Consider the following 26,210-nt stretch of genomic DNA (forward strand, 5'->3'; position numbering starts at 1 on the left):
GACATTTATTTGAAACGGCCATCGACAAATGGAAGATATGGATCAGAAGATGAGTGCTGGTACCACCTCTGCTTCACCGGAGGGAGAAGAGGAGAATGGCCTCCATGTGGTCGGCATCGCCGCTTCTGCCGGCGGGCTGGAGGCGCTGTCTTCGCTGGTGCAGAACCTTCCTCCGGCGGCCAACGCCATCTATGTTATTGCGCAGCACATGTCGCCCACTCACAAAAGCGTGCTGTCCTCTCTGATTGCACGCGAAACGAAACTGCCGGTCATGGAACTGGGGCGCGAGACACAGCCGGAAGCCGGCACAATTTACATTACACCGCCGGACACCGACGTGGTACTGGAACATGGCGTGCTGCGGCTGCGCAATCCTGCTGGCCACCCAGCTTCCCCCAAACCCTCAGCTGACCGCCTGTTCAAGAGCATTGCCGAAGAATGCGCGGAGCGCTGTGTTGGCATTGTGCTGTCCGGGACGGGCAGCGATGGCAGCTATGGTGTGCAGGCCATCCGTGAAAGCGGCGGCATCACCATTGCCCAGGACCCCAGTTCTGCAAAATACGACGGGATGCCTTCTTCCGCCATTGAAAGCGGCTGCATCGACCTGACGCTGACGCCGGAACAGATCGGCCAGCATTTTGAAAAGATCCTGACTAGGCCGCGCAATCTGTCGATGTTGCAGCCCAGCGCAGGTGAACCCAGCAAGCTGAGCGATCTGTTTGCCATCCTGATGGCGCGGACCCAGGTGGATTTTGCCAACTATAAGGAAAACACCATAAACCGGCGGGTAGCCCGCCGGATGACCGCGCTCGGCATCGAAGACTACGAGAGCTATGTCGACTATTGCAGATCAAACTTCGAGGAAGTCGACGCTCTGCACCGGGATCTGCTGATTTCAGTTACCCGTTTCTTCCGCGACCCGGAACAGTTCCGCAAACTGAACGACCAGCTGGAAAAGCAGCTGGCAAGCCGCGGTCCCGGCCCGATCCGGGTTTGGGTCGCAGGCTGCGCCACTGGAGAGGAAGCCTACTCCATTGCCATTCTGATCGCGGAGCTTCTTGGCGGCCTCCACGCGCTGACCAAGAGCAACGTGCAGATATTTGCCACCGATATCGATCAGAATGCCATCGAGATCGCGCGCAGGGGCATTTACCCGGCTTCAGCGGCCCAGGATATTCCAGCGTCCTATCTGAAGGAGTATTTTAACCTCGGCGAAAGCGACATCGCTGTCCGCCAGGAACTGCGCAATGTCACCCTGTTCTCACAGCACAATGTGTTCCAGGATCCGCCCTTCATAAATCTGGATCTGGTCACCATCCGGAACGTTCTGATCTACTTCAATCTGGCGCTTCAGGAACGTGTGCTGACCCGGCTGCACTATTCCCTCGCTTCAGGCGGGCTTCTGTTCCTGGGCACGTCTGAAACCGTTGGTGAAATGGGCATCTATTTCGAAGCCAGGCAAGGTGCCGATAAGATTTTCGGAAAACGCCGCGGCATTTCACGGGAGCTGACAGTTTCCCCCAGCACGCCAGGCAGCGCCTATCTGCGATCCCAAAGCATGCGGCGCTCGGCGGCGCAGGCGGCAGCGGAACAGGCGGACCAAGCCGACCTTTCCTTGGCGCGCGCCGTTGCGCCCAATGGTATGATTTGCACCCGTAACGGAGACATCATCGAGGTCCTGGGCGATATCAGCATCTACAGCGAGATCCGGGCTGGAATGTCGACATCGCTGAACGTGAAAATGCTGATTGAGCCATTGCGCAGCGAGGCTGCAAGCCTGATCGCGGTTTCCATCCGCAACGAGGAGCGCCGCGACGGGCGCTGGCACAGCGTATCCTTGCCAAACGGCAACCGCGTTCAATTGCAGGCCTTCCCTTTCTTCAGCCGAAAGGGCGGTGAAGTACACTGCCTGCTGGCAATCAATTCCAAGTTCGAAGAGCAGAAGGAAATCAATTTCGAAGATATTTCCGACCGCGAACAGCGCGACTATGTCGAGCGCATGGAACTTGAGATCCGGTCCACCCAGGAAGCGCTTCAGCAGACAATCGAGGAACTTCAAACCGCCAATGAAGAGCTGCAGTCCTCCAACGAGGAATTGCAATCCACCAATGAGGAATTCCAGGCCACAAACGAGGAATTGGAAACCTCCAACGAGGAATTGCAATCTACAAACGAAGAACTGCTGACCGTTAACGAAGAGTTACAGATCAGCTCTGCGGAACGCCAGGCGCTGGCCTCAGAGCTGGAAGCGATGCTGGCATCTTCGCCTTACGCAGTTGCGCTTGCTGATCAAGCACTGATTATCCGGCGGCTGTCTCGCGTAGCGCAGGATGTGTTTGGCATTCGCGAGCTTCCACCAACCGGGTTGCACTTGAGCCATTGCAACCTGCCCAGCGGCTTCCCAGCACTGGCGCCGATTGCAAACACTGTGCTGCGGCTGCAGGAAACCCGGCGCATTCCAGTACTTTCAGGCAACGAGTACTACACACTGATCCTGTCTCCGGTGCTGGATCTTCATCAAAAGCTGATCGGCATCTCGATCACCGTTTCCCGTTTCGACAACGAGCGCTTTAACGATGTTCTGAAGCTGGTAAGCAAGGTGACAAATGTTGGTTTCTGGACTCAGAACCTGCAAACGAAGGAGACTTATCTCTCCCCGGAAACACACTCCATTTTGGGAATCGAAGACTGCGAGGCTGGCCTTGACCTCGATGAATTGCTGACCCGGGCCCATCCGGAAGACCAGCCCCGCCTGCAAGCGCGGCTGGACAAGCTGATGGAAGAGGGAGGGTCATTTGAGTATGAAGCCCGTTTCTTCGATGATGCGGGTAACACGCTTGGCATAGCAGGGAGCCTGATGGTCTTTCAGGACTCCCACGGCGAGAAAGTCCAACTGATTGGCGTGTGCTGGGACAAAGCGAAATTCGAAGAACGCAACCTGATGCTGGGATCCAGCGCAGCGGTGCTGAACCACTTCTCAGTAGGCACCTTTTCATTTGACGTAAGGAACAATGTGCCGCTCTGGAATGCGCCGATGTATAACCTGCTGGGATGTGTTCAAGGCAAGGACGTGCCATCCGTGGAAACGCTGCTGGAGCGCCTCCACCCGGAGGATCGGGACTATGTGAACGACGGGCTGCAGGACGCGCTGACTGCAGGACAGCCCTTCCTCTATCCGATCAGGCTAATGTCTTCGGATGGCAGCTACCAAAGAGGCGAGCTGTTTGCTCAAGCCCGTCAGGACGGGGCGGGCCGCACGACCCATGTCTTTGGCGGCATGAAGCTTTACCGGAGCGGACCAGAGTGAACCAGGCCCGCTTAAAAAATATTTGCCCGGAATGCACTTGCGACCGGTTTTGGCTTCGGCAGCCGTGCCTTCACGCAGAACGTCGCGAAACTTGCGACGACCGGCATTGATGCAGTTACCGGCGGGAAATGACGCCCTGGAGGCTGAACTATTGGGGAGAGCCTATTTGGCCTCCCCTTACGCATCACTCATTCTCGACTGGAACGGCCGTATTCTTGTCTGCAACAGGCGGGCAGAGCGCAGCTTTGCCCCAGGCTCCCAGCCTGGCTGCGGTGCGCTGAATGGAACCTGTATCAGCAAGCTGACGACGCTGGAAACCAAGCGCGTCGTCGAGCGGCTCCGGGATGGTACGGCCAAGGGTGCCATGACCCTGCCCATGACCGCTGGCATCCGCACGGCGGCATCTCCGGAAACGGAATTCCGCGTTTCTTTGCTGCGTTCCGATGCACAGGGCGAGCGGCTGATCCTGCTGACCCACGACCAGCTCAGGGTGACCGCGGACTCCCTCCGGCAGATGAACGAGTTTCGCGGCAAACTGAACAGTGAACTGCACGGTGTTAAACACGCCAACCTGAAGCTGCAGGAAACTCTGCTGTCGATGGAGGCCTTCGCCCACGCGGCATCCCATGACCTTCGCACACCCATCAGCACTCTCGCCGGTTCTTTGCATTATTTCTGGGAGCATTACGCCGACGACCTGCCCGAAACAGCGCGGGAATTCCTGCAGCACATGACCCGAGCCACCAGGCAGATGGATCGGCTGACAACCGAATTGCTGGACCATTCCGTGTCGACGTCAGCCAGAATAAACGTTCAGGAAATCGCCGCACGGGACGCGGTGTCTGAGGCATGCACAAGCCTGACGCAGGAACTGCAAGCCTGCAGCGGGAATATCCGCGTCAACGGTGACGGCTTCCGGCTGCATGCAGATCCGACGCTGCTGCATCTGGTGCTCATAAATCTATTGTCGAATGCGATCAAATACCGGCATCCTGACCGGCCTTTGCAAATTACAATTGATCTCAGCGGCGCCAGGCAGGATCAGTGGAAAATATCGGTTGCCGACAACGGAACCGGCTTTGATCCGCAAGACCGGCACATGATCCTTCAGCCCTTCCACCGGGCGCACCGCGAGATAGAAGGCAGCGGCATCGGGCTGTCGACTTGCGCTGAGATCTGCCGCCGCCACAACTGGCTGCTCACTGCGGATGCAGAACCCGGCAAGGGCGCAGTCTTCACCATTTCTTTCGGTTAGGAAAAGCCCGGTTCAGCAGGCCTCAGCGGTGACCATCTGACCGGCGACATAGTCGATCATGCTGACAAGATCAGACAGGTTGACCGGCTTGTGCAGCACCCACCGGATATTGCGGCTCAGTCCAAACAGTTCGCCGCCGGTGAACAGGCGGCTGCCGGTTATGTAGACAACCGGCATATCCGGGCGCATCAGAGCAGCATAGTCAGCCACATGCAGCGACATTTCTTCTCCGATCTTCAAGTCCAGGATCAGTATACCTGTTTCGATGTCGGAAAGGGCCGCAATTGCTTCGGCACAACTGGCAACAGGTTTTACATCATATCCCGCGTCTTGCAGTGCCATTGTGAAGGTGAAACGGACACCTTGGTCATCTTCCAGAAGCAGCACCTTAGTTGTCATTACATCCCCTTACCGACCGGCTCGCTGCGCGAACTGCGCTCTTGCTTCGCCTTTAGCTGGCATTTCACCCCCTACGGAGGCCAGTCCAGCGCACACATGACATGAAACGAGTAACTTATTGCGATTCTTATCATAATTAAAATACTACTTTGGATTGCACTCGCTGTATACGAGAAAACCGTAACCTGTCCGCAAAACCCGAGACAACTGGCTGGTCAGGGCGGGCATGGGGTCCGCCTGCCGGCTCCCATGCCCTTCCTTTTTCAAAGACGCTCAATTGCAAGGGCAATTCCCTGACCACCGCCAATGCACATGGTGATCAGCCCCTTGGACCCTCCGGTGCGCTCCAATTCATACAGCGTTTTCAAGGTGATAATAGCACCAGTTGCGCCCACCGGGTGGCCCAGCGCGATGGCGCCGCCGTTTGGGTTCACCTTGGCCGGATTCAGCCCCAGTTCCTTGTTCACCGCCAGCGCCTGCGAAGCAAAGGCTTCATTTGATTCAATGACGTCGAAATCGCCGGCAGACAGACCGGTTTTAGTCAGCAGGTTGCGCACCGCGGGAACCGGTCCGATACCCATCACCTCGGGCCGCACCCCGGCATGGGCATAGCCCAGAATCCGAGCCTTCGGTTTCAGCCCGGCCCGCTCAGCCGCCGCCGCAGTGGCCAGCACCATGGCCGCGGCGCCATCGTTGATTCCGCTGGCATTTCCGGCAGTTACCCGGCCGTCCTTCTGAAATACCGCCCGCAGGCCCGCGAGTGCTTCAGGTGTGGTGGGCTTGGGGTGCTCGTCCACTTCGAACGGCACCATGTCGCGCTTCACCTTGACCTCCACGGGCGTGATCTGGGACCCGAAGTACCCGGCCTCAATCGCCGCGGCGGCGCGGGTCTGGCTGGTGAGGGCAAATGCGTCCATCTGTTCGCGGGTAACGCCGTGCTCATCTGCGACATTCTCTGCCGTCACGCCCATATGGCCGGTGCCGAAGGGGCAGTTGAGCGCGCCCAGCATCATGTCGAGCGATTTTACATCGCCCATCTTGGCGCCCCAACGGCTTTGCTGGATGATGTAGGGGCTGCGCGACATATTCTCAGCGCCGCCAGCCAGGGCGAACTCCGCATCCCCCAAGGCAAGCGATTGATAAGCAGACACAATTGCCTGCACGCCAGAGCCGCAGAGGCGGTTCACATTCATTGCCGGCACCACGTCCGGGACGCCTGCCTGCATGGCTGCGACACGGCTCAGGTACATGTCGCGGGGCTCAGTGTTGATAATGTGGCCGAACACCACATGGCCGATCTGGCCGCCCTCCACTCCGGAACGCTCCAGCGCCGCCTTGGACACGGTGGCGGCCAGGTCGATTGGCGCGGTGTTTGCCAGCGCGCCGCCGAAGGTGCCGATGGCGGTACGGGCGCCGTCCAGGATCACGATGTCTGTCATTGGTCTTTCTCCTCAACTCCTGCGTTGGCGTTAGTATGCGCCTGCAGCATGGGCCTGTCTGCCGGGACGTGCCGTCATCGAAACGCCGCGTCACCCCCAGTGCACCCCTTGTACACCCCCTGTGCACCGCCGCGGCGCTGCATCTGCAGTTTGCCGGATCAATTGACAAATGCCGCCCATCGGCGCAGAGAATCCGTCATGACGGAAAACACAGACGATATCCTGACCCTGCTGCCCGCCCGACTGAAAGAGGCGCGCCGTGCCCAAGGCCTGAGCCTGGAAGCGGTGGCGAACCTGTCGGGCGTCAGCCGCTCGATGGTGAGCCAGATCGAGCGCGGCGAAAGCTCCCCCACCATTGCGACGCTGTGGAACCTCACGCGTGCCTTGCAGGTGGATTTTGCAGGGCTGCTGGAAGCGGGCGACATGCAGGACCGGATCGAGGTGCTGCGTGCGGCGGACGTGCCCAAAATCGAGAACATGGGCCAGGGCTGCCGCATCCGAATCCTGTCGCCGCCGGAAGAGGCCGGGGGACATGAGGTCTATGACATCCGCTTCGACCAGGGCGGCGCGCTGATCAGCCAGCCCCACACCCGCGGCGCAGTGGAACAGCTGACGGTGCTGGAGGGGGAAATCGCGGTCAGTTCCGGCAATGCCAGGGACCAGCTTCAGGCCGGCGACACCGCGCGCTATGCGGCTGATGTCGCGCATTCGATCACTGCGCCCGGGGGAGCGGCGCGGGTGTTTCTGATTGTAAAGAATGCGTAGCAAGAAATTTGGCACAATAGGCATACTGTATGTGGTGCTTGGCACGACGGCTTTTCTGCCGCTTGTGGTCATAGACTTGCTCGGAATCTTCTCGCCCATTTGCCTTAGTGAGCCTCTCTTTCATCTCGGCTTCTCATCCACTGCTGTTCTGATCTTCGTTGCAGCAGCATATTTGCGGTAATTACGTTCCTGCCAGCCATTGCAGGAGCGGCGCTTCGAAGGCCGAGAATTTCCCAACGATAACAGCCGGTTTCATCCCCTGCTTTTGGGGCCGCACCCCATGCTTGGAGGGCCAGGCCCTTTCACGAAATTCGGAAACGGCATCCATCGGCTTAAAATCCCCACCTTGTGCCTTTTATGCACATTCCCCTTGAACGACTCGGGGGTCCGGCCCATATGTGGTCCGCTAACGTTATTCTTGTCGATCCACTGTCTCCCGTTTTCGCGGCGTTATCAGTCTCTCGATCCAGACCGACTACGCCAGGCTGCCGCAGTTCCGCGGGCAGCATCAAACAGGAGACTACGGATATGGCCACCGGCACCGTAAAATGGTTCAACACCACCAAAGGCTACGGCTTCATCGCGCCCGAGGGCGGCAGCAAAGATGTGTTCGTGCACATTTCCGCTGTTGAGCGTTCCGGCCTGACCGGCCTCGCCGACAACCAGAAAGTCACCTTCGACATCGAGCCCGGCCGTGACGGCCGCGAGTCGGCGGTGAACCTGGAACTGGCATAAGCCAAACAGCTTTGCTGATTGGAAGCGCGGCTCCCTTGGGGGCCGCGTTTTCTTTTGGGCCGTCAGCCCTTGTCCGTCTCATCCCAGAGCTTCGGCTCCCACAGCTCCACCTTGTTGCCTTCCGGGTCCATGATCCAGGCGAAGCGGCCGTTCTCGTGGGTGTCTGGCCCCTTGAGGATCGGAATACCTGCGGCCATGAGCTGCGCAATCATCCCATCCATATCGTCGATCCGGTAGTTGATCATGAAACCCGCGGTGCTGGGATCAAACCAGGTGCCCTCCGCTTCGGCAGTGGCCCAGACGGTCAGGCCGCCGTCCTCTGCCGTGTCGTCCTGCCAGTTCAGAACCGCACCGCCGAAGTCCTGCAGGTCCAGTCCCAGATGATCGCGGTACCACGCTGCCAGCGCCTTGGCGTCGCCGCGCGCCTTGATGAAAACCCCGCCTATTCCCGTGACTCTGGCCATGCCGTGCCCTCCTTGTTGCCGGGGCAAATAGTCCGGTTCGACGGATTTTCACCCACGCATTCCAGTTTCACGGATTTTTTTCCGCAATGGTGAAATCCTGTATTCCGGAAACGCATCCGCTATGATAGACACGCGACTCGAGACACCAAGGGAGTTTGCGCATGTCCACTGCTTTTCTGACCGACATCTCCAACACGCTGGCCCAGATCGAGGCTGAGGGTCTGTACAAGCGCGAGCGAATGATCACCTCCCCGCAGGGGGGCGAGATCACGGTTGGCGGGCGCGAAGTGATCAACCTGTGCGCCAACAACTATCTGGGTCTGGCCGACCACCCCGCCCTGATCAAAGCTGCCAAGGACGCGATGGAGCCGAAAGGGTTCGGCATGGCGTCGGTGCGGTTCATCTGCGGCACCCAGGACATTCACCGGGAACTGGAGCAAAGGCTGGCAAAGTTCCTCGGCAAGGATGACGCGATCCTGTTTGCGGCCTGTTTCGACGCCAATGGCGGTTTGTTCGAGCCGCTGTTGGGGCCGGAGGATGCGATCATCTCCGACAGCTTGAACCATGCGTCGATCATCGATGGCATCCGGCTGTGCAAGGCCAAGCGCTACCGCTACCTGAACAGCGACATGAACGATCTGGAGGCCTGGCTGAAGCAGGCCCGGGAGGACGGGGCGCGGCATATCATGATCGCCACCGACGGCGTGTTCTCGATGGACGGATATCTGGCGAAGCTGCCGGAGATCCGGGCGCTGGCGGACAAATACGATGCGGTAGTGATGGTGGATGACTGCCACGCCACCGGATTTATGGGGACGACGGGGGCCGGCACGCCGGAGCATTTCGGGGTGGACGTGGATATCGTCACCGGAACATTGGGCAAAGCACTTGGGGGGGCCATCGGCGGTTACATCGCCGGGCCGCAGCCAGTGATCGACCTGCTGCGGCAGCGGGCGCGGCCCTATCTGTTCTCCAATTCGCTGCCGCCATCAATTGTTGCTGCCGGGCTGGAAGCCATCCGGCTGGTGGAGGAAGGCGACGGCCTGCGGGCGCAGCTGTTCGAGAATGCGAAATACTGGCGGGCGGGGCTGGAAAAACTTGGCTTTGACCTCTTGCCGGGTGAGCATCCGATCATTCCGGTGATGCTGGGCGAGGCGCAGCTGGCGCAGGACATGGCGGCAAGGCTGTTCGACGAGGGCGTCTATGTCTCCGGCTTCTTCTTCCCGGTGGTGCCGCGCGGCCAGGCGCGGATCCGGACGCAGATGAATGCCGCACTGACGCGGGAGGAACTGGACCGGGCATTGGCCGCCTTTGGCAAGGTGGGCAAGGAACTGGGGATTGTGTCATGAGCCGACCGAACACGATGAAGGCGCTGGCGAAAAGCCATCCGCGGGAGGGCCTGTGGATGGTGCAGGCGCCGGTGCCGGAGATCGGCCCCGACGAGGTGCTGATCAAGGTGAAGAAGACCGGCATCTGCGGCACCGATATTCACATCTGGAACTGGGACGAATGGGCGGCGCACACCGTGCCGGTGCCGATGATCACCGGCCATGAGTTCGCGGGCGAGATCGTCGAGATCGGCCGCAATGTCACCGATCTGGAGGTGGGGCAGCGCTGCTCCGGTGAGGGGCATCTGATCAAGACAGACTCGCGCCAGAGCCGGGCCGGCAAGTTCCACCTGGACCCCGGCACCCGCGGCATCGGGGTGAACGAGCAGGGGGCTTTTGCCCAGTATCTGAAATTGCCTGCCTTCAACGTGGTGCCGCTGCCGGATGACATTCCGGATGAGATCGGCGCCATCCTCGACCCGCTGGGCAATGCCGTGCATACGGCGCTGAGCTTTGACCTCTTGGGGGAGGACGTGCTGATCACCGGCGCGGGCCCCATCGGCATCATGGCAGCGGCGGTGGCGAAACATGCCGGCGCGCGGCATGTGGTGATCACCGATATCAACCCGGACCGGCTGACACTGGCGGAACATGTGGTGCCGGCGGTGCGTGCTGTGAACGTGGCACAGGAAGACCTGCAGGACGTGGTGCGCGAATTGGGTCTGAAACAGGGGTTTGACGTTGGACTGGAAATGTCCGGTTCGCAGGCCGCGCTGGACCAGATGGTGGAGGCGCTGGTGATGGGCGGCAAGATTGCCCTGTTGGGCATTCCGCCGGGCAAGTCGCCGGTCGACTGGTCGCGCATCGTGTTCAAGGCGATCACCATCAAGGGCGTCTACGGGCGCGAGATGTTCGAGACCTGGTACAAGATGATCGCAATGCTGCAGAACGGGCTGGATGTGAGCCGGGTGATCACCCATCGCTTCGGGGTTGATGACTTTGCCGACGGCTTTGCGGCAATGAAATCCGGCTCCAGCGGCAAGGTTGTGCTGGACTGGACGTAGAGCTGCGTTGAGGGGGCTTTGCCCCCTCGCGCCCTTTGGCTGGGCTTCGCCCGTTCGGGAATGAAATGATCCCCCGGATCATTTCCTGGACGACCCTCACCCCCAGAGTATTTCCAGAAAGATGAACAAGCAGATCAGGGTTCCAGCGGCACCCTGCCTGCTTCTGTCAGCAGCCAGCAATCCCGGCCCTCAAACACCGCGGCAGTAAGCGGGCGGCCGTAACCGGCACCGCTGTCGAGGTTGATGCGGTTTACCCGGTTCTCTGCCTGTTTCGCCGGGGTATGGCCATGCACCACCAGCCAGGGGTGGGCGCGTTCGTCGTTCAAGAACTCCTGCCGGATCCAGATCAGATCGTCCTCGCTTTGGCTTTCCAGCGGAAGGCCGGGGCGGATGCCTGCGTGAGCAAACAGCAGCTCCCCCTCCTGGTGATAGGGTTTGAGGCCTGCGAGGAAATCCAGATGCGCCTGCGGCACCGCAGCACGGGCGCGGGCGTGGGTCTGGTAGATGCGGTCGCCCTCCGCCACCTCCACGCCGTAAGATTGCAGGGTCTCAATGCCCCCGATGCGTTCGTGCAGCCAGTGGTAGCCGACCAGCAGCCGGGCGTCGTTGCGCGGGTAGCCCTCAAGAAACATCGAGAACATGCGGTCGTGGTTGCCCTTTAGACAGATCCAGTTGCGGCCCGCGGCTTGTCCCTGCGTCAGCCGTTCGATCACGCCGCGGCTGTCCGGGCCGCGATCTGTGTAGTCGCCGAGGAACACGATGCGGGCCTGCGGGCCGCCGTCCGCCTCGATCAAGGCCAGCGCCTGTTCCAGCATCGCCAGCTGGCCGTGAATATCGCCAATGGCGTAGATCGGGGAAGTCATCACCTGTCCTTTGCTGCTGCAGTTTTGATGCCGGATCAGGCCTTGCACCTCAACCCCGCAGAAATACCCTTGCAGCCGAATTTCCCAAAAAATCAGAGAAGTATGTTAGGCTGACACTTCGAAATCCGCGGAGTTCCGGTGATGGGTGAAACGGAACCGCGTCATGGGAGAGACAAACGATGAATGGAATCGCACGGCCGTTCATGCTGATTGCAGTGGTATGCGCCCTGGGCGGTATGGTTTGGGGGATCCAGATGTCTGCAAGCCAAGATCACCTGCTGTCGCCAGCGCACGGGCATCTGAACCTGCTGGGATGGGTCAGCTGCTCAATCTATGCCTTTTACTATTTCCTGGTGCCTGGTGCCGGTGAAGGCACGCTGCCGCGGTTGCATCTGGCTGCAACAGTGCTGTCACTGGCACTGCTGGTTCCAGGTATTCCGCTGGCAATTCTGGAGCAAACAGACATGCTGGCAAAAGCCGGATCGTTGGCGGCGCTGGTGTCGATGCTCCTGTTCGGCTTTGTTGTCCTGCGCAGTCGGCCGGAAAAGGCGGCATTCGTGCACCAGAGGTAATATGAAAAGCCCCCGCAGCAATGGCGGGGGCTTCTGCAAGAGATTGTCTGAACAGGTCAGGCGACGTCGAACTGCAGCGGCTTGATCTGGTTGAACAGACCGGTTTCCGCCAGCTTCGCACGCACCTCTGCCGGAACCTCGTCATCCACGTAGAGAAGCGCAATGGCTTCGCCGCCGGCCTCGGACCGGCCCAGGGTGAAGTTGGCGATGTTGACGCCGTGATCGCCCATGGTGTGGCCCAGGGTGCCGATGATGCCGGGCACGTCCTCGTTGGTGGTGTAGAGCATATGCGCGCCCACATCCGCCTCGATGTTGATGCCCTTGATCTGGATGAACCGCGGCTTGCCGTCGGAGAACACGGTGCCAGCCACCGAGCGTTCGCGCTTGGAGGTCACCGCTGTCACCTTGATGTAGCCGTCAAATGAGCCGGACTTGTCCTGATTGGTGGTGGAAATCTGAACCCCGCGCTCCTTGGCAACGACCGGCGCGGAGACCAGGTTCACCTCAGGGTTGGATCGTTTCATGATGCCGGCGATCACCGCACAGTTCAGCGCGTCCAGGTTCATGCCCGCCGCAACACCATCGTAGAGGATGTTGATCGCCTTCAGCGGCTCGTCGGTCATCTGGCCGACAAAGCTGCCCAGGTGATCGGCAAGCTTGATCCAGGGGCCCATGACCTTGGCTTCCTCAGCCGTCACGCTGGGCATGTTGAGCGCATTTTCGACGGCGCCCGTCAGCAGGTAGTTGGACATCTGCTCTGCCACCTGCAGGGCGACGTTTTCCTGCGCCTCGGTTGTAGCGGCACCCAAGTGCGGGGTGCAGACCACGTTCGGCAAGCCGAACAGGGCGTTTTCCTTGGCCGGCTCAACCGAGAACACATCGAAAGCGGCGCCTGCCACATGGCCGGAGGTCAGCAATTCCGCCAGCGCGCCCTCGTCCACCAGGCCGCCGCGGGCGCAGTTGATGATGCGCACGCCCTTCTTGGTCTTTGCCAGGTTTTCTTTGGACAGGATGTTGCGGGTCTGATCGGTCAGCGGCACGTGCAGAGTGATGAAGTCGGCGCGTGCCAGAAGCTCATCCAGCTCAACCTTTTCGACGCCCATCTTGTCGGCCTTTTCTTGGCTCAAGTAGGGGTCAAAGGCCACAACCTTCATCTTGAGGCCGCGGGCGCGGTCGCAGACGATGCCGCCGATGTTGCCCGCGCCGATTACGCCCAGGGTCTTGGCGGTCAGCTCAACCCCCATGAACTTGGACTTTTCCCATTTGCCGGCATGAGTGGAGGCGGAGGCCTCCGGCAGCTGGCGGGCAACCGCGAACATCATTGCAATCGCGTGTTCGGCGGTGGTGATCATGTTGCCGAAGGGGGTGTTCATCACAATGACGCCGCGCTTGGAGGCGGCTTCCTTGTCGATGTTGTCGGTGCCGATGCCGGCACGGCCGATCACCTTGAGGTTATCGGCGTTCTCGAGGATCTTCTCGGTCACCTTGGTGGCGGAGCGGATGGCGAGGCCGTCATACTGGCCGATGATTTCGGCCAGTTTTTCCTTGTCCTTACCCACGTCGGGCAGGAAGTCGACGTCGATGCCGCGGTCGCGGAAGATCTGGACGGCGGCCTCGGACAGTTTGTCGGAGATGAGTACTTTGGGAGCCATGACTGTGGTCCTTAGAATGTCTGTGCTGGGACGGCGGGCGCTGCCGCCCGCCTTTAAGGTTGCTCAGGCCGCTTCGGTCTGCGCGGCGATCTCGGCCTCGAAGGCCCATTTGATCCAGGGCATCAAGGCTGCCACGTCGGCAGCCTCCACCGTGCCGCCGCACCAGATACGCAGGCCCGGAGGCGCGTCGCGGTAGGCGCCAATGTCGTAAGCGGCGCCTTCAGCTTCCAGACGTTTGGCCACGGCCTTGGCAAAGGCGGCGCCGTCCTGGATGCGCTCGTCGGAGAACTTGAGGCAGACTGATGTGTTGGAGCGGTATTCCGGCTGCTCGGCCAGGAAGGCGATCCAGGGGTTGTCCTGGACGAAGCTTTGCACCGCGGCCAGGTTGGCATAGGCGCGCTCGCGCAGGCCTTCCATACCGCCCACCGAACGCGCCCAGTCGAGCGCCAGCAGGTAGTCCTCCACCGCCAGCATCGAAGGGGTGTTGATGGTTGCGCCCTGGAAGATGCCGTCGATCAGCTTGCCGCCCTTGGTCAGGCGGAAGATCTTGGGCAGCGGCCAGGCGGGAGTGTAGCTCTCCAGACGCTCGACAGCGCGGGGGCTGAGAATGATCATGCCGTGCGCCGCTTCGCCGCCCAGCACCTTCTGCCAGGAGAAAGTGGTCACATCCAGCTTGTCCCAGGGCAGGTACTGCGCAAAGGCGGCGGAGGTGGCGTCGCAGATGGTCAGGCCTTCGCGGTCCGCCGGGATCCAGTCGCCATTGGGGACGCGCACGCCGGAGGTGGTGCCGTTCCAGGTGAAGACGACGTCATTGGCGAAATCGACGGTGGAGAGGTCCACGATCTGGCCGTAGTCAGCGGTCTTGACGGTGGCGTCGAGCTTCAGCTGCTTCACAACGTCGGTAACCCAGCCGGAGCCGAAGCTTTCCCAGGCCAGCATCTCGACGCCGCGGGCGCCGAGGAGGTTCCACATCGCCATTTCCACCGCGCCGGTGTCGGAGGCGGGCACAATGCCAATCTTGTAATCGGCCGGAATGTTCAGGATTTCGCGGGTGCCTTCGATCGCAGCCTTCAGCTTCTCCTTGCCAACCGCGGCGCGGTGCGAGCGGCCCAGCGGGGCGCCTGCAAGTTTGCTCAGATCAAAGACAGGGGGTTTGGCGCAGGGGCCAGACGAAAAACGCGGATTGGCCGGCCGCGCGGCAGGTTGTTCAATAGCCATAAATGCTACCCTTCCAGATAAGCGCCCCTCGTTGGGGAGGGGTGTCCCGCCATCAGAGCTAGTGTGCTGCAGCGCGGCACGCAACTGGTATTTTGAGAAAATGCGGCTGTTCATCCATTTTTTGCGACACGCATTTCCACCATCGGAAACTTCATGCTAACACGTTTAAATTGCGCCACTCAGAAAATAATCGCCGTGACATAGTTTGGAGGATATTGGAATGATCCGTGCACTTGTTTTGCTGCTGGCCGTAGCCGGCATGTTTCTGTCCAGCCGGGGGGCCCACGCGCAGAATTACCCTCCCTGTTTCAATGCCCAGAACTTACCCGTGACGTATCTGCCCGATATGTCGGTGCCGGACATCGCCATTGCCCGAACAGCACCGAACGGTATGCCCATTGTTCTTTGGAATCCGCAGATAGCCGGGTCCATGCACCCGTTCACGGTCGAATTTTTCTACTATCACGAATGCGCCCACCATGCCCTTGCCCACCCGCTGGGCACCTACGGACCCGGCAGTGAGAAGGCCGCAGACTGCTGGGCCAAGCAAACGATGATCCAGACCGGAGCATTGACACCGCAGAAGTACCACATGATCCGCCAGCAGCTTATCCAAGGCTCCAAACCCGGGATGGATTGGCCGAACGGAGCGGTGCGGGTCAGTTTCCTCGATAGCTGCTGATTGCCGCAGCCGGCTGGTTATCGGATTCCGGTCCTGCTAGGAGCAGCGTCAACCAAGGAGACGCCCCATGTATACTGCAACGCTGCTTTGCAATCCCGCCAGCCCGGTGCTGGAGCCCGCGCTGATCGAATCGCTGCGCAATGCCTGGGGCGGTGATGAGGCGGTCTGGCTGGCGCTGGGAGTGGCAGCCGAGTTTCCGCTGAAACAGATGCCGGATAACCGATGGGACGTCTGGAAAGATCTGCAGGGCATGGGCGTGGATCTGGTCATTCAACCCAGTGCCGGACGCCGGAAGAAGATGCTTCTGGCGGACATGGATTCGACCATGATCCAGCAGGAGTGCATTGATGAGCTGGCCGAGGAGGCAGGCGTCGGCGCGCGGGTGAAGGACATCACCGCGCGGGCTATGAACGGCGAGCTGGATTTCGAGGGCGCGCTGACTGAGCGGGTCGGGCTGCTGAAGGGACTGCCGGAAACGGTGATCGCCAAGGTTCTGGAAGAGCGCATCACGCTGATGCCCGGCGGCAAGCAGCTGCTGGCAACGATGAAGGCGGATGGCGCCTACGCGGCCTTGGTTTCTGGCGGCTTCACGGCGTTCACGGCGCGGGTCTCAGAAGTACTGGGATTTGACGAAAACCGCGCAAACACGCTGCTGGCCGAGGACGGCAAGCTGACCGGCGAGGCGGGCCGGCCGATCCTGGGGCGGGAGGCCAAGGTCGAGGCGCTGGAGCAGATCAGCGCGCGGCTGGGCATCGCTGAGGCGGATGTGATTGCAGTAGGTGACGGCGCCAATGACCTGGGGATGCTGAAGCGCGCGGGCGCGGGCGTGGCGCTGCATGCCAAGCCCTCTGTCGCGGCGGAATGCGATATCCGCATCAACCACGGCGACCTGACGGCACTCTTGTACATCCAGGGCTATGCCCACGACGAATTCAAGGACTGATAATCGCATGCTGGAAGTGGGTATTGAGACCCTGCTGCTCTTGTTGGCGGCGGGGTTTGCCGCCGGGTTCATCGACGCGATTGCAGGCGGCGGCGGGCTGATAACAGTGCCGGTTCTGCTGCTGGCCGGGGCCAATCCGGTGACGGCGCTGTCGACCAACAAGATCCAGGGATTGTTTGGTGCCGCGACGGCGGCGGCCACCTATGCGCGCGCCGGGCATGTCGACCTGAAGACGCAGATCGGCCCAGCGCTGATCGCCTTTGCCGCGGCAGTTGCGGGTGCGTTTCTGGTGGCATACCTGCCCACCGAATGGATCCGGGTTATCCTGCCGGTGCTGCTGATCGGGATCGCCATTTTCTTTGCGCTGAAGAAGGGGCTGGATGATCTCGACCGGCACCGCCGCCTGTCCCCTGCCCTGTTCACCGCGCTCATCGTTCCGCTGTGCGGGGCCTATGACGGGCTGCTGGGACCTGGGGCGGGCAGCTTCTACATGCTCGCCTTTGTGTCGCTGGCGGGCTACGGCATCCTGCGTGCAACCGCCCATACCAAGCTGCTGAATTTCGCCTCTAACGCAGGCGGTCTGCTGGCGTTTTCCTTCTTTGCGACACCGTGGTGGATCACCGGCCTGCTGATGGGCTGCGCCCAGATTGCCGGTGCGCGGGCGGGTGCGGGGCTGGCCAAGAAGCAGGGGGCAAAGGTGATCAAGCCGCTGCTGGTTGTAACCTCTGTCTCGCTCGCCGCCAAACTGCTGTGGGATATGATGTAAGGCCGGCTCTGGCTTTACATCATATTTAACATTTCCATTAATTAACAAACATGCTAATAAATAGCATGACACCGATTCTGAAGTCCTTTGCCGCGCTGTCGGACGAAACCCGCCTGATGATCGTGGATCAGCTGATTACTGAGGGCGAACTGCCCGCCGGTGATCTGGCACCCGGCGCAGGCATTTCTGCGCCCGCAGTCTCGCGTCATCTGAAGGTCTTGCGCGAGGCCGGGCTTGTGACCCAGCGAGCCGTGGGCACCAAGCGGCTGTACTCCGCCCGCCCGGAAGGGCTGCGGATGATCGCTGAATGGACCCAATCACGCCGTGCCTTCTGGGAAGGAAGCCTGAACAGGCTGGAAGCGGCACTGATGGAGGACGAGGCATGAGCGACCTGCAGCTGAAGCGCACATTTCCGGTCAGCCCGGAGAAACTGTTTGCCTGGGTGACTACGCCGGACAAGCTGCTGCAATGGTGGGGGCCGGAAGGGGTTACCATTCCGGAACATGACCTGAACCTGAGCCGCACCGGCCCCTGGTACTCGGTCATGCAGAACAGTGACGGCCAGCGGTTCCATGTCTCCGGCCAGGTGACCCATGTTGATGCGCCGAAATCCGTTGGCTTCACCTGGGCCTGGCACGGCGACGACGGCAGCCGCGGCGATGAGAGCCATGTGACCCTGACCGTCGCAGCCACCGGGGATGGTGCCATGCTGGTGGTCGACCACCGGGATCTGGGCGATGACGAGTTTGCCGCGCGCCACGAAGACGGCTGGACCTCAACCCTGCGCAAACTAGAGGCGCTGCTAGCCGCAAAGACCTGATCCATCAACAACACCAAGGGAGTAGACCAATGCCACAGTTCGTTTTTGCCTATCACGGCGGCAAGACCCCGGAGAGCGAGGAAGAAGGCGCCAGGGTCATGCAGGCCTGGAAGGACTGGATGGGAGGTATGGGCGATGCCCTGAAGGTGCCGGGTGCACCGGTTGGGATGTCCAAGACGGTCAGCGCCGGCGGGGTGGTGGACAATGGCGGCGCCAATCCGCTGTCAGGCTATTCGGTGGTGGAAGCCGCTGATCAGGACGCGGCCTGCGAGATGGCCAAGGGCTGCCCGATGGTGGCAGACGGCAGCGGCTCGGTTGAAGTCGCTGAAATCATCGACATGGAAATGTAAGAAAATGCCCCGGTCCTGAACCGGGGCATTTGTTTTCAGAACAGCAGTTCGGCGGCGGGGCGGATGGAACCGCATTCCAGCCCGCGGCGGCTGTAGAGCATCTTGTTCATGTATTTGGCCGTCTCCGGGTGATCTGCATCCAGCACGCCGAGGCTGACCATCAGCGCCGCAATCGCGCATTCGCTGGCGCGGGTGCTGCCATCGGAGATCTTCAGCGCCACGCCCAATTTTTGTTCCGGCAGGATGGCGATGAACACCGCCTCGGCCCCGGTTTTGATCGCCACCTTGCCGCCCATCGCCCGCATTAGGTTGGTGCAGCAGCGGGTCTCGCCAGCCACCAGATCGGGATGCGCTGTCATTGCAGCAACCAGCTGCTGCGCCGCCTCAGACGCGCGGTCGGAGCGGTCCGCGGCGCTGGCAAACCAGGCCATTGAGCGCGCCAACCCAGTAACGGTGGTGGCAAAGTTCGGCGCTGAGCAGCCGTCGATGCCATAGCCAGGGCTGTCCTGACCGGTGGTTTCCTCAAACGCCGCAAGGCAGGCCTGCTGCACCGGATGGTCCACCTCGATGTATTCGGCATTGCCGCCCAGGTACTGGTTCAGGGTCAAAAAGCCTGCGTGCTTGCCGGAGCAGTTGTTGTGCACCTGGCAGGGGCTGTTGTCGGTCTTGATCAGCTCATTGCGGGCGGGGATATCGTCCGGCAGCTGCGGGCCGCAGCGGAAGTCGTCATCAGTCATACCCAGCTGGCCCAGCCAGGCGTTGACCCGGTCGGTATGGATATGCGCGCCGTTGTGCGACGCGCAGGCCAGCGCCAGCTGTTCCGGGTTCAGACCATAACGCGCGGCGGCGCCGGAGGTGATCAGCGGCAGCGCCTGGATCATCTTGGCGGAGCTGCGCGGATAGATGACTGCGTCCGGATCGCCCCAGCTGCGCACCACCTGGCCGCTGTCGTCACAGATGACGGCATGGCCCAGATGCAAGCTTTCCAGCAGCGGACCGCGCCAGACTTCGGCCATGGGCACTGGATTCGGCATGATGTCTCCCCTCATATTTTCTGGGCGAAATCCTGCCAAAACGCACTTTCGCCCGTGGTGCTAGTTACGTTAGTGTGCTTGTGTAGCGCAAGCGAAGGGATCGGGACCAGACAGCGGAAGAACGCTGCGGGCCCTTTGCTTGGTTTTGAGGTATGAAAGAACAGTCTTGGAGTCGGGACAAATGGCATTGAAACTCGCCCGCGTGGCTGCGGGCCTGTGTCTGGCAGCATTGGCAACCACCGCAACTGCACAGGAAACGTCGAACAACCGGGTTGCGGCCAAGGTCGATTGGAGCGTTTTCGAGGGCAATGACCCCAACGAATGCTGGGGGGTTTCCGCACCGAAGGAGACCGTGAACACCCGCGACGGCCGGGTCGTGGCGGTGCGCCGCAGCGAGATCCAGCTGTTTGTCACCTTCCGCAGCAGCGATGCGCCAAAGGGCGAGGTGAGCTTTACCGGCGGCTATCCGTTTGCACCGGGATCCACCGTAAACATGGCAATCGGCGATTCCGAGTTTGAGCTGTTCACCGAAGGCGAATGGGCCTGGCCGGCAACCCCTGCGGATGATGCCAAGATCGTTACCGCCATGAAGCGCGGTGCTGATGCGGTGCTGACCGCGCGGTCGGCGCGGGGCACCCAAACCAAGGATACCTTCTCTCTGCTGGGGTTCACCGCGGCGGTGGAAGACGCGGAAAAGCGCTGCAGCAAGTAAGCCGCGCTAGATGTGCAGACAGGGCAAACCCCGGCCAGCGCCGGGGTTTTCTTGTTTAAGACCGGAGCGGCGCATAAAATGAGGCAGGAGGTACCAGCCATGCTGCGCTACGTTATTTCTTTTCTTTTGCTGGCGGCGACACCCGGATTTGCCGATCCCGCGATGGAGTGCGGCGATGCCGGCTCTCAGGTGGAAATCGGCGAATGTGTTGCCGACGACGAGGAGCGCGTGGAAGCCGCATTGGCCACGGCTTTGCGTTTTGCGCTGGATGCCGCTGCAGAACTGGACAACGTCACTGAACGGGTTGTTGCGGTTCCGGCGCTTGAGGCAGGGCAAAAGGCCTGGGAAGCCTACCGTGAGGAACATTGCGCCTTTGTCGGAGCAACATACGGCGGCGGATCAGGAACAGGCATTGCAATCCGCTCCTGCTGGACATCACTTGGCCGTGCCAGGGTTGATGAGCTGATGCGCTACGCCCGGTAGCAGGCTCTGCCGGCATTTTCACAGGATTCCTTTTGATCTCCGTTCGAAATCCTATATAGAGCCGCATCCGCTCTCCATGACCCGAGGCTTTTGCCATGACCGCCAGCGCGCCGATCACCCAGGACGTTATGACCCTGCCCCGCAAGGAGCCCGAGGGCGGCAAGATCAATCTTGTCGGCCTGACCCGCGAGCGGATGCGCGAAGTGCTGATCGAGCATGGAACGCCGGAAAAGCAGGCCAAAATGCGGGTCGGCCAGATCTGGCAGTGGATCTATCAATGGGGCAAGCGCGACTTTGGCGATATGACCAACCTGGCCAAGGCCTATCGCGCGCAGCTGGCGGAGACGTTTGAGATCCGCATCCCAGAAGTGGTGAGCAAGCAGGTGTCGACCGACGGCACCCGCAAGTATCTGGTGCGGATCAACGGCGGTCACGAGGTCGAGGTGGTCTACATCCCCGAGGATGACCGCGGCACCCTGTGCATTTCCTCCCAGGTGGGCTGCACCCTGACCTGCTCCTTCTGCCACACCGGCACCCAGAAGCTGGTGCGCAACCTGACCCCGGCTGAAATCGTCGGCCAGGTGATGATGGCGCGTGACGATCTGGAGGAATGGCCGGTGCCGGGCGCACCGAAGGATGAGACGCGGCTGCTGTCGAACATCGTGCTGATGGGCATGGGTGAACCGCTTTATAACTTCGACAACGTGCGCGACGCGATGAAGATCGCGATGGATCCGGAAGGCATTTCTCTCAGCCGCCGCCGGATCACCCTGTCGACCTCCGGCGTGGTGCCGGAAATCGCCCGGACAGCCGACGAAATCGGCTGCCTGCTGGCGATTTCATTCCATGCCACCACCAACGAAACCCGCGACGTGCTGGTGCCGATCAACAAGCGCTGGAACATCGACGAGCTGCTGCAGGCGCTGGCGGATTATCCGAAAGCATCCAACTCTGAGCGGATCACTTTTGAATACGTGATGCTGGACGGGGTGAACGACTCGGACGAGGACGCGCACCGGCTGCTCGACCACATCAAGCGCTACAACATCCCGGCCAAGATCAACCTGATCCCCTTCAACGAATGGCCGGGCGCGCCCTACAAACGGTCCTCCAACAACCGCATCCGGGCCTTTGCCAATATCATCTATCAGGCGGGCTATGCCTCGCCGATCCGCAAGACCCGCGGCGATGACATCATGGCCGCCTGCGGGCAGCTGAAATCGGCAACCGAACGCGCCCGCAAGAGCCGCAAGCAGATTGAGGCTGAAGCCGGTATGAAATGACCTGGCTCAGCTATCCGCCGGCTTGCCGGTAAATCTTCAGATCAGGCCGCCGCGGGCGGCCTTTTTTGTTTGCGCAGCGCGGGACCAATCCCATCCCGCTGGTTCCGTCGCCCCAATTTTTCCCAATTCCAGCTCAATTTCCGCCGATTCCTGCAGACAGTTTCCAAATTGCGGACAGTCAATTTCAAAAGGAATCAGAGGATGTCCCCGATGGAACAGAATACAGCCATGATCGAAGCTGGCGTGCTGGAACTGGTGCGCAGCGAACGCGAAAAAGCGCTGAGCCCGCGGGAATGGAAATTCCGCCTGCGCGGGTACGGTTATGCGGTGAAAACCGTAGGCGGCGCCCAGATTCTGACCCGGCTGACCACAGGTGCGGCCCTGGGGAAACTGCCGCCGGAATTCAGCTGAACCCGGCAGCAGCAGACGGATTGCCCTGTCTTAGCATTCGCGGCCCGGCAGGCTGTCGCGCGGCGGTGCGGGCTCCCAGTTTTCAATGATCTCCACCGCTTCCTGGGCGGTGTCGACCACACGAAACAGGTCCAGATCCTGATCGGAAATGGTGCCGGCATCGGCCAGCGCCTCCCAATTGACGATCTTGTTCCAGAAATCCTTGCCGAACAGCAGGAACGGCACCCGCTCCATGCGGCCGGTCTGGATCAAGGTCAGGCTCTCGAACAGCTCATCCAGGGTGCCAAAGCCGCCCGGGAAAACGGTAATCGCCCGCGCCCGCATCAGGAAATGCATCTTGCGGATCGCAAAATAGTGGAAGTTGAAGCTGAGATCCGGCGTCACATAGCCGTTGGGCGCCTGCTCATGCGGCAGCACTATTGACAGGCCGACAGAATGGCCGCCGGCATCCTGTGCGCCACGGTTGCCCGCCTCCATCACACCCGGTCCGCCACCCGTGACCACGACGTTATGGCGGCCGCCGCTCTCCTTGGACTTTTCGGTCATCAACCGGGCAAACTCACGCGCTTCATCGTAGAAATGCGACAGATCGGCCAGCGTCTGGGTGCGTGCCTTGTCCTTATGCGCAGGATCCGGAATGCGGGCGCCGCCGAACATCACGATGGTGCTTTCGATGCCATGCTCGTTCAGCATCAGCTCCGGCTTCAACAGCTCCAGCTGCAGGCGCACCGGGCGCAATTCATCCCGGCACAAAAACTCGTCATCCGCAAAGGCCAGCCGGTAGGCAGGCGCCTGGGTCTGCGGCGTGGCAGGCACATGTTCGGCCCGGTCCCGGTCGGAATGTGCGTCGCGGAAACGGCTGTGGCGATCTTCGGTCATTGGCAATCCAGGTAAGAAATAACAGGACTTCCTTTGTAACCCTCCTTGGCCGTTAGCGCCAATCAAGAAAGCAGGAAACGCGCCGTTCCGCTTGCACCCCGTCCCGGCGCGGCTAAGGTTCCGGCCAGGCAGGCAGGGAGGAATGCGCATGGACTGGCAGGGTGAAATCGAAGCGGCGGCAAAGCGCATCCGCCCTCACGTGCAGCAAACCCCGGTGATGCAGACCTGCGGGTTCGGGCTGGACTACCCGGTTGAACTGAAGCTGGAGCACATGCAGCACACCGGCAGCTTCAAGGCCCGCGGTGCCTTTAACACACTGCTGAGCCAGGAGGTGCCCGCCGCCGGTCTGGTTGCAGCATCCGGCGGAAATCACGGGGCAGCCGTTGCACATGCCGCGCATCAGCTGGGCCATAAAGCGCGCATCTATGTGCCCGAGATGGCAGGCCCCGCCAAGATTTCCCTGATCGAACGCACCGGCGCCGATCTGCAAGTGGTATCCGGCGCCTATGCCAATGCGCTGGAAATGGCGCAGGCATACGAGCAAGAGACTGGCGCCATGCAGGTCCATGCCTATGACGCGCCTGCCACCGTGGCGGGCCAAGGGACCTGTTTTGCCGAGTGGCAGGCACAGGGGCTGAAAGCCAATACCCTGCTGATTGCAGTAGGCGGCGGCGGGTTGATCAGCGGTGCGTTGGCCTGGCTCCAAGGCGCGCGCAAAATCGTCGCGGTAGAGCCAGAGACTTCCTGTGCACTGAACGCAGCGCTTGCGGCCGGGCAGCCGATGGATGTCGAGGTCTCAGGTGTGGCAGCCAACGCGCTAGGGGCAAAACGCATCGGCAGCATCTGCTTTGAACTGGCCGCGGTGCAGGGTGTCACATCCCTCACCGTGCCAGACAACGCTATCACCCAGGCCCAGACAGCGCTCTGGCGCGAACGGCGGATCCTGGTGGAGCCCGCAGGCGCCACCGCGCTGGCGGCGCTTATGGGCGGCGCTTACCGTCCTGCCGCTGGAGAGCGTGTGGCAGTGCTGATCTGCGGCGGCAACATTGCACCGGATCCGCTGGGATAACCCTTGCAGCAATCCGCAGGCAGCCCTATCGCAATAACATGTCCGCAACCATCGCCGATACAATCTATCTGAGCCTGAGCGAGCGCATCATCACCGGTGCTCTTCCGGCAGGCGAAAAGCTGCGCCAGGATCATATCGCGCGCGAGTTCGAAGCCAGCCATGTGCCGGTGCGCGAGGCGCTGTTGCGGCTGGAGGCACACGGGCTGGCGGTGTCAGAACCGCGGCGCGGCACACGGGTCAGCGCATTGAACCCCGCCGAGATCCGCGAAGTGATAGAGATGCGGGTGGCGCTGGAGGTTCTGGCCCTGACCCATGCCTTTCCCCGGCTAACCGCCGAGGACATCGAAGCCGCCAACGCTGCCCGCCTGGCCTGCGATGCCGCCGAGGACATGGCCAGCTGGGAACGGCTGAACCGCGCCTTTCACCGGGTGATACTGACACCCTGCGCAATGCCGCGGCTGCTGGCCTCGATCGACGATCTGCATATTGCCGCTGCCCGGCATCTGTTCGCCAATTGGCAGCATCAATGGAGCCGCAGGGTGGACGCCGATCACACCGCCATTGTCCAGGCGATGGCGCGGCGCGATGCTGCCGGAGCCTGCGAGATCCTGCGCCGCCACCTGCGACGGGTGCGCTGACCGGCTGGAACCCGGCGAAACGCCGTCAGGGGCGGCAATTTGGACGCAATCCGGACATGACCTGCGGGCAGTTTGCCGGTATGAAGCTCCGAATCTAACCGATGCCGGAGGAACATCCATGTCCAACGCCCAGCTGGAAGCAGCAATCGAAGCCGCCTGGGAGGCGCGCGACACCATCACCCCCGCCACCACCGGCGAACAGCGTGAAGCGATCGAAGACACCCTGAACGCGCTTGACTCAGGCAAGCTGCGGGTGGCCGAGAAACTGGAGAACGGCGACTGGCATGTGAACCAGTGGGCCAAGAAGGCCGTGCTGCTGGGCTTCCGCATCAAGGACATGGAAATCCACGAAGGCGGCCCGCAGGCCGGCGGCTGGTGGGACAAGGTCGACAGCAAGTTCAACGGCTGGGGCGAAGCTGACTGGAAATCCGCAGGCTTCCGCGCGGTGCCGAACTGCGTGGTCCGCAAATCCGCCTACATCGCGCCCGGCGCGGTGCTGATGCCCTCTTTCGTGAACCTCGGCGCCTATGTCGACGAAGGCACCATGGTGGACACCTGGGCCACCGTCGGCTCCTGCGCCCAGATTGGCAAGAACGTGCACCTGTCGGGCGGCGTCGGCATCGGCGGCGTGCTGGAGCCGATGCAGGCCGGCCCGACCATCATCGAGGACAACTGCTTCATCGGTGCCCGTTCCGAGGTAGTCGAAGGCTGCATCGTGCGCGAAGGCTCGGTTCTGGGTATGGGCGTGTTCATCGGCAAGTCGACCAAGATCGTCGACCGCGAGACCGGCGAAGTGATGTACGGCGAAGTGCCACCCTACTCTGTTGTTGTTGCAGGTTCGATGCCGTCTAAGAACAACGTCAGCCTCTACTGCGCGGTGATCGTGAAGCGCGTTGATGAGAAGACCCGCTCCAAGACCGGCATCAACGAGCTGCTGCGCGACTGACCCGCAACGCAAGTCTGAAGCAAAGAACGCGCCTCTTGCGGGGCGCGTTTTCTTTTGTCTCCAGCGGCCGGCCGCTTGCCCCCTAAGTGCAAACCCCTTGCCGCGCAATAAACATGGCGCTAATGATATTACA

Annotated in this window: 28 protein-coding genes; 20 read left to right on the forward strand and 8 right to left on the reverse strand. The window is 61.2% G+C overall.

Features of this window, described 5'->3' with window-relative positions:
• Positions 1 to 28 precede the first annotated feature (28 nt).
• Complete coding sequence (locus RA26_RS13600; protein ID WP_039184347.1) at positions 29 to 3,307, forward strand: chemotaxis protein CheB; 3,279 nt, start codon at positions 29 to 31, stop codon at positions 3,305 to 3,307.
• Positions 3,308 to 3,398: 91 nt separating this feature from the next.
• Positions 3,399 to 4,562, forward strand: coding sequence for a sensor histidine kinase (locus RA26_RS13605; protein ID WP_241482649.1), 1,164 nt, complete (start codon positions 3,399 to 3,401; stop codon positions 4,560 to 4,562).
• A 12-nt stretch (positions 4,563 to 4,574) separates the two neighbouring features.
• Here RA26_RS13605 and RA26_RS13610 read toward each other — a convergent pair whose 3' ends face one another.
• Entirely contained in the window at positions 4,575 to 4,961 is a 387-nt protein-coding gene (locus RA26_RS13610; protein ID WP_039184350.1) for a response regulator, read from the reverse strand.
• A 263-nt stretch (positions 4,962 to 5,224) separates the two neighbouring features.
• Positions 5,225 to 6,400, reverse strand: coding sequence for an acetyl-CoA C-acyltransferase family protein (locus tag RA26_RS13615; RefSeq protein WP_039184352.1), 1,176 nt, complete (start codon positions 6,398 to 6,400; stop codon positions 5,225 to 5,227).
• 198 nt (positions 6,401 to 6,598) lie between these two features.
• Here RA26_RS13615 and RA26_RS13620 point away from each other — a divergent pair, with 198 nt between their 5' ends.
• Both RA26_RS13620 and RA26_RS13630 read left to right on the forward strand, forming a co-directional pair.
• Positions 6,599 to 7,165, forward strand: coding sequence for a helix-turn-helix domain-containing protein (locus RA26_RS13620; RefSeq protein ID WP_039184354.1), 567 nt, complete (start codon positions 6,599 to 6,601; stop codon positions 7,163 to 7,165).
• Between the two features lie 528 nt (positions 7,166 to 7,693).
• Complete coding sequence (locus tag RA26_RS13630) at positions 7,694 to 7,900, forward strand: cold-shock protein (RefSeq protein WP_039184356.1); 207 nt, start codon at positions 7,694 to 7,696, stop codon at positions 7,898 to 7,900.
• A gap of 62 nt (positions 7,901 to 7,962) precedes the next feature.
• Here the strand turns inward: RA26_RS13630 and RA26_RS13635 are convergent, their stop codons facing one another.
• Positions 7,963 to 8,364, reverse strand: coding sequence for a VOC family protein (locus tag RA26_RS13635; protein ID WP_039184357.1), 402 nt, complete (start codon positions 8,362 to 8,364; stop codon positions 7,963 to 7,965).
• Positions 8,365 to 8,525: 161 nt separating this feature from the next.
• Between RA26_RS13635 and RA26_RS13640 the strand changes: the two genes are divergently transcribed.
• Together RA26_RS13640 and tdh are read left to right on the forward strand one after the other, a co-directional pair.
• Positions 8,526 to 9,713 (forward strand): glycine C-acetyltransferase, encoded by a 1,188-nt coding sequence (locus RA26_RS13640; protein ID WP_039184358.1) that lies wholly within the window; start codon positions 8,526 to 8,528, stop codon positions 9,711 to 9,713.
• Between the two features lie 14 nt (positions 9,714 to 9,727).
• Positions 9,728 to 10,756 carry an L-threonine 3-dehydrogenase gene (gene tdh / locus RA26_RS13645; protein ID WP_039184359.1) on the forward strand — a complete coding sequence of 343 codons (1,029 nt, stop codon included), beginning with the start codon at positions 9,728 to 9,730 and terminating at the stop codon, positions 10,754 to 10,756.
• 134 nt (positions 10,757 to 10,890) lie between these two features.
• Here tdh and RA26_RS13650 read toward each other — a convergent pair whose 3' ends face one another.
• Positions 10,891 to 11,619 (reverse strand): metallophosphoesterase family protein, encoded by a 729-nt coding sequence (locus tag RA26_RS13650; RefSeq protein WP_039184635.1) that lies wholly within the window; start codon positions 11,617 to 11,619, stop codon positions 10,891 to 10,893.
• A gap of 179 nt (positions 11,620 to 11,798) precedes the next feature.
• Between RA26_RS13650 and RA26_RS13655 the strand changes: the two genes are divergently transcribed.
• Positions 11,799 to 12,191, forward strand: coding sequence for a hypothetical protein (locus RA26_RS13655; RefSeq protein WP_039184360.1), 393 nt, complete (start codon positions 11,799 to 11,801; stop codon positions 12,189 to 12,191).
• A 56-nt stretch (positions 12,192 to 12,247) separates the two neighbouring features.
• On the opposite strand, the gene serA is transcribed toward RA26_RS13655, so the two are convergent.
• Together serA and RA26_RS13665 are read right to left on the reverse strand one after the other, a co-directional pair.
• Entirely contained in the window at positions 12,248 to 13,843 is a 1,596-nt protein-coding gene (gene serA, locus RA26_RS13660) for a phosphoglycerate dehydrogenase (RefSeq protein WP_039184362.1), read from the reverse strand.
• Between the two features lie 63 nt (positions 13,844 to 13,906).
• Complete coding sequence (locus tag RA26_RS13665; RefSeq protein ID WP_039184363.1) at positions 13,907 to 15,061, reverse strand: phosphoserine transaminase; 1,155 nt, start codon at positions 15,059 to 15,061, stop codon at positions 13,907 to 13,909.
• A 220-nt stretch (positions 15,062 to 15,281) separates the two neighbouring features.
• Between RA26_RS13665 and RA26_RS13670 the strand changes: the two genes are divergently transcribed.
• From RA26_RS13670 to RA26_RS13695, 6 genes are all read left to right on the forward strand, one after another.
• A complete protein-coding gene (locus tag RA26_RS13670) occupies positions 15,282 to 15,743 on the forward strand; it encodes a hypothetical protein (RefSeq protein WP_039184365.1) in 462 nt (153 codons plus the stop codon).
• 67 nt (positions 15,744 to 15,810) lie between these two features.
• Positions 15,811 to 16,686: a phosphoserine phosphatase SerB gene (serB, locus tag RA26_RS13675; RefSeq protein ID WP_039184366.1), complete on the forward strand. Its 876-nt coding sequence runs from the start codon at positions 15,811 to 15,813 to the stop codon at positions 16,684 to 16,686.
• A gap of 7 nt (positions 16,687 to 16,693) precedes the next feature.
• Positions 16,694 to 17,452 (forward strand): TSUP family transporter, encoded by a 759-nt coding sequence (locus RA26_RS13680; protein ID WP_039184367.1) that lies wholly within the window; start codon positions 16,694 to 16,696, stop codon positions 17,450 to 17,452.
• Between the two features lie 65 nt (positions 17,453 to 17,517).
• Positions 17,518 to 17,838: an ArsR/SmtB family transcription factor gene (locus RA26_RS13685; RefSeq protein ID WP_039184368.1), complete on the forward strand. Its 321-nt coding sequence runs from the start codon at positions 17,518 to 17,520 to the stop codon at positions 17,836 to 17,838.
• Positions 17,835 to 18,272, forward strand: a complete 438-nt coding sequence (locus tag RA26_RS13690; RefSeq protein WP_039184369.1) for an SRPBCC family protein — start codon at positions 17,835 to 17,837, stop codon at positions 18,270 to 18,272. Before RA26_RS13685 ends, RA26_RS13690 begins: the two co-directional genes overlap by 4 nt.
• Positions 18,273 to 18,301: 29 nt before the next feature.
• A complete protein-coding gene (locus tag RA26_RS13695) occupies positions 18,302 to 18,622 on the forward strand; it encodes a YciI family protein (RefSeq protein ID WP_039147683.1) in 321 nt (106 codons plus the stop codon).
• 35 nt (positions 18,623 to 18,657) lie between these two features.
• Here the strand turns inward: RA26_RS13695 and RA26_RS13700 are convergent, their stop codons facing one another.
• Positions 18,658 to 19,656: an asparaginase gene (locus tag RA26_RS13700; protein WP_039184370.1), complete on the reverse strand. Its 999-nt coding sequence runs from the start codon at positions 19,654 to 19,656 to the stop codon at positions 18,658 to 18,660.
• A gap of 181 nt (positions 19,657 to 19,837) precedes the next feature.
• On the opposite strand from RA26_RS13700, the gene RA26_RS13705 reads away from it, so the two are divergent.
• The 4 genes from RA26_RS13705 (at position 19,838) to RA26_RS13720 (ending at position 22,545) form a co-directional block, all read left to right on the forward strand.
• Positions 19,838 to 20,368, forward strand: coding sequence for an invasion associated locus B family protein (locus RA26_RS13705; RefSeq protein ID WP_039184371.1), 531 nt, complete (start codon positions 19,838 to 19,840; stop codon positions 20,366 to 20,368).
• A gap of 99 nt (positions 20,369 to 20,467) precedes the next feature.
• Positions 20,468 to 20,851, forward strand: coding sequence for a lysozyme inhibitor LprI family protein (locus tag RA26_RS13710; protein WP_039184373.1), 384 nt, complete (start codon positions 20,468 to 20,470; stop codon positions 20,849 to 20,851).
• A 95-nt stretch (positions 20,852 to 20,946) separates the two neighbouring features.
• The gene (gene rlmN / locus RA26_RS13715) at positions 20,947 to 22,134 is read left to right on the forward strand and encodes a 23S rRNA (adenine(2503)-C(2))-methyltransferase RlmN (RefSeq protein ID WP_039184374.1); all 1,188 of its coding nucleotides are present in this window, start codon (positions 20,947 to 20,949) and stop codon (positions 22,132 to 22,134) included.
• A gap of 201 nt (positions 22,135 to 22,335) precedes the next feature.
• Positions 22,336 to 22,545, forward strand: coding sequence for a hypothetical protein (locus RA26_RS13720; RefSeq protein WP_039184375.1), 210 nt, complete (start codon positions 22,336 to 22,338; stop codon positions 22,543 to 22,545).
• Between the two features lie 30 nt (positions 22,546 to 22,575).
• Here the strand turns inward: RA26_RS13720 and RA26_RS13725 are convergent, their stop codons facing one another.
• Positions 22,576 to 23,424: an LOG family protein gene (locus tag RA26_RS13725; RefSeq protein WP_039184377.1), complete on the reverse strand. Its 849-nt coding sequence runs from the start codon at positions 23,422 to 23,424 to the stop codon at positions 22,576 to 22,578.
• Positions 23,425 to 23,572: 148 nt separating this feature from the next.
• Between RA26_RS13725 and RA26_RS13730 the strand changes: the two genes are divergently transcribed.
• From RA26_RS13730 to dapD, 3 genes are all read left to right on the forward strand, one after another.
• Positions 23,573 to 24,493 (forward strand): threonine/serine dehydratase, encoded by a 921-nt coding sequence (locus RA26_RS13730; protein WP_039184378.1) that lies wholly within the window; start codon positions 23,573 to 23,575, stop codon positions 24,491 to 24,493.
• 38 nt (positions 24,494 to 24,531) lie between these two features.
• Entirely contained in the window at positions 24,532 to 25,131 is a 600-nt protein-coding gene (locus tag RA26_RS13735) for a GntR family transcriptional regulator (protein ID WP_039184379.1), read from the forward strand.
• Positions 25,132 to 25,249: 118 nt separating this feature from the next.
• The gene (gene dapD, locus RA26_RS13740; protein WP_039184380.1) at positions 25,250 to 26,077 is read left to right on the forward strand and encodes a 2,3,4,5-tetrahydropyridine-2,6-dicarboxylate N-succinyltransferase; all 828 of its coding nucleotides are present in this window, start codon (positions 25,250 to 25,252) and stop codon (positions 26,075 to 26,077) included.
• Positions 26,078 to 26,210: the final 133 nt, after the last annotated feature.

Source organism: Leisingera sp. ANG-M7, from assembly GCF_000813965.1.
Classification (GTDB): domain Bacteria; phylum Pseudomonadota; class Alphaproteobacteria; order Rhodobacterales; family Rhodobacteraceae; genus Leisingera.

Bases quoted from the DNA above. Each gene is read 5' to 3' on its own strand.
- RA26_RS13640 (WP_039184358.1), top strand. From the start codon at position 8,526: ATGTCCACTGCTTTTCTGACCGACATCTCCAACACGCTGGCCCAGATC.
- RA26_RS13610 (WP_039184350.1), bottom strand. From the start codon at position 4,961: ATGACAACTAAGGTGCTGCTTCTGGAAGATGACCAAGGTGTCCGTTTC.
- serB (WP_039184366.1), top strand. From the start codon at position 15,811: ATGTATACTGCAACGCTGCTTTGCAATCCCGCCAGCCCGGTGCTGGAG.
- RA26_RS13705 (WP_039184371.1), top strand. From the start codon at position 19,838: ATGGCATTGAAACTCGCCCGCGTGGCTGCGGGCCTGTGTCTGGCAGCA.
- RA26_RS13620 (WP_039184354.1), top strand. From the start codon at position 6,599: ATGACGGAAAACACAGACGATATCCTGACCCTGCTGCCCGCCCGACTG.
- RA26_RS13690 (WP_039184369.1), top strand. From the start codon at position 17,835: ATGAGCGACCTGCAGCTGAAGCGCACATTTCCGGTCAGCCCGGAGAAA.
- RA26_RS13665 (WP_039184363.1), bottom strand. From the start codon at position 15,061: ATGGCTATTGAACAACCTGCCGCGCGGCCGGCCAATCCGCGTTTTTCG.
- RA26_RS13650 (WP_039184635.1), bottom strand. From the start codon at position 11,619: ATGACTTCCCCGATCTACGCCATTGGCGATATTCACGGCCAGCTGGCG.
- serA (WP_039184362.1), bottom strand. From the start codon at position 13,843: ATGGCTCCCAAAGTACTCATCTCCGACAAACTGTCCGAGGCCGCCGTC.
- RA26_RS13700 (WP_039184370.1), bottom strand. From the start codon at position 19,656: ATGCCGAATCCAGTGCCCATGGCCGAAGTCTGGCGCGGTCCGCTGCTG.
- dapD (WP_039184380.1), top strand. From the start codon at position 25,250: ATGTCCAACGCCCAGCTGGAAGCAGCAATCGAAGCCGCCTGGGAGGCG.
- RA26_RS13615 (WP_039184352.1), bottom strand. From the start codon at position 6,400: ATGACAGACATCGTGATCCTGGACGGCGCCCGTACCGCCATCGGCACC.
- RA26_RS13695 (WP_039147683.1), top strand. From the start codon at position 18,302: ATGCCACAGTTCGTTTTTGCCTATCACGGCGGCAAGACCCCGGAGAGC.
- RA26_RS13730 (WP_039184378.1), top strand. From the start codon at position 23,573: ATGGACTGGCAGGGTGAAATCGAAGCGGCGGCAAAGCGCATCCGCCCT.
- RA26_RS13635 (WP_039184357.1), bottom strand. From the start codon at position 8,364: ATGGCCAGAGTCACGGGAATAGGCGGGGTTTTCATCAAGGCGCGCGGC.
- tdh (WP_039184359.1), top strand. From the start codon at position 9,728: ATGAAGGCGCTGGCGAAAAGCCATCCGCGGGAGGGCCTGTGGATGGTG.
- RA26_RS13710 (WP_039184373.1), top strand. From the start codon at position 20,468: ATGCTGCGCTACGTTATTTCTTTTCTTTTGCTGGCGGCGACACCCGGA.
- RA26_RS13685 (WP_039184368.1), top strand. From the start codon at position 17,518: ATGACACCGATTCTGAAGTCCTTTGCCGCGCTGTCGGACGAAACCCGC.
- RA26_RS13735 (WP_039184379.1), top strand. From the start codon at position 24,532: ATGTCCGCAACCATCGCCGATACAATCTATCTGAGCCTGAGCGAGCGC.
- RA26_RS13680 (WP_039184367.1), top strand. From the start codon at position 16,694: ATGCTGGAAGTGGGTATTGAGACCCTGCTGCTCTTGTTGGCGGCGGGG.
- RA26_RS13630 (WP_039184356.1), top strand. From the start codon at position 7,694: ATGGCCACCGGCACCGTAAAATGGTTCAACACCACCAAAGGCTACGGC.
- RA26_RS13600 (WP_039184347.1), top strand. From the start codon at position 29: ATGGAAGATATGGATCAGAAGATGAGTGCTGGTACCACCTCTGCTTCA.
- RA26_RS13670 (WP_039184365.1), top strand. From the start codon at position 15,282: ATGATCCGTGCACTTGTTTTGCTGCTGGCCGTAGCCGGCATGTTTCTG.
- RA26_RS13720 (WP_039184375.1), top strand. From the start codon at position 22,336: ATGTCCCCGATGGAACAGAATACAGCCATGATCGAAGCTGGCGTGCTG.
- RA26_RS13725 (WP_039184377.1), bottom strand. From the start codon at position 23,424: ATGACCGAAGATCGCCACAGCCGTTTCCGCGACGCACATTCCGACCGG.
- rlmN (WP_039184374.1), top strand. From the start codon at position 20,947: ATGACCGCCAGCGCGCCGATCACCCAGGACGTTATGACCCTGCCCCGC.
- RA26_RS13655 (WP_039184360.1), top strand. From the start codon at position 11,799: ATGAATGGAATCGCACGGCCGTTCATGCTGATTGCAGTGGTATGCGCC.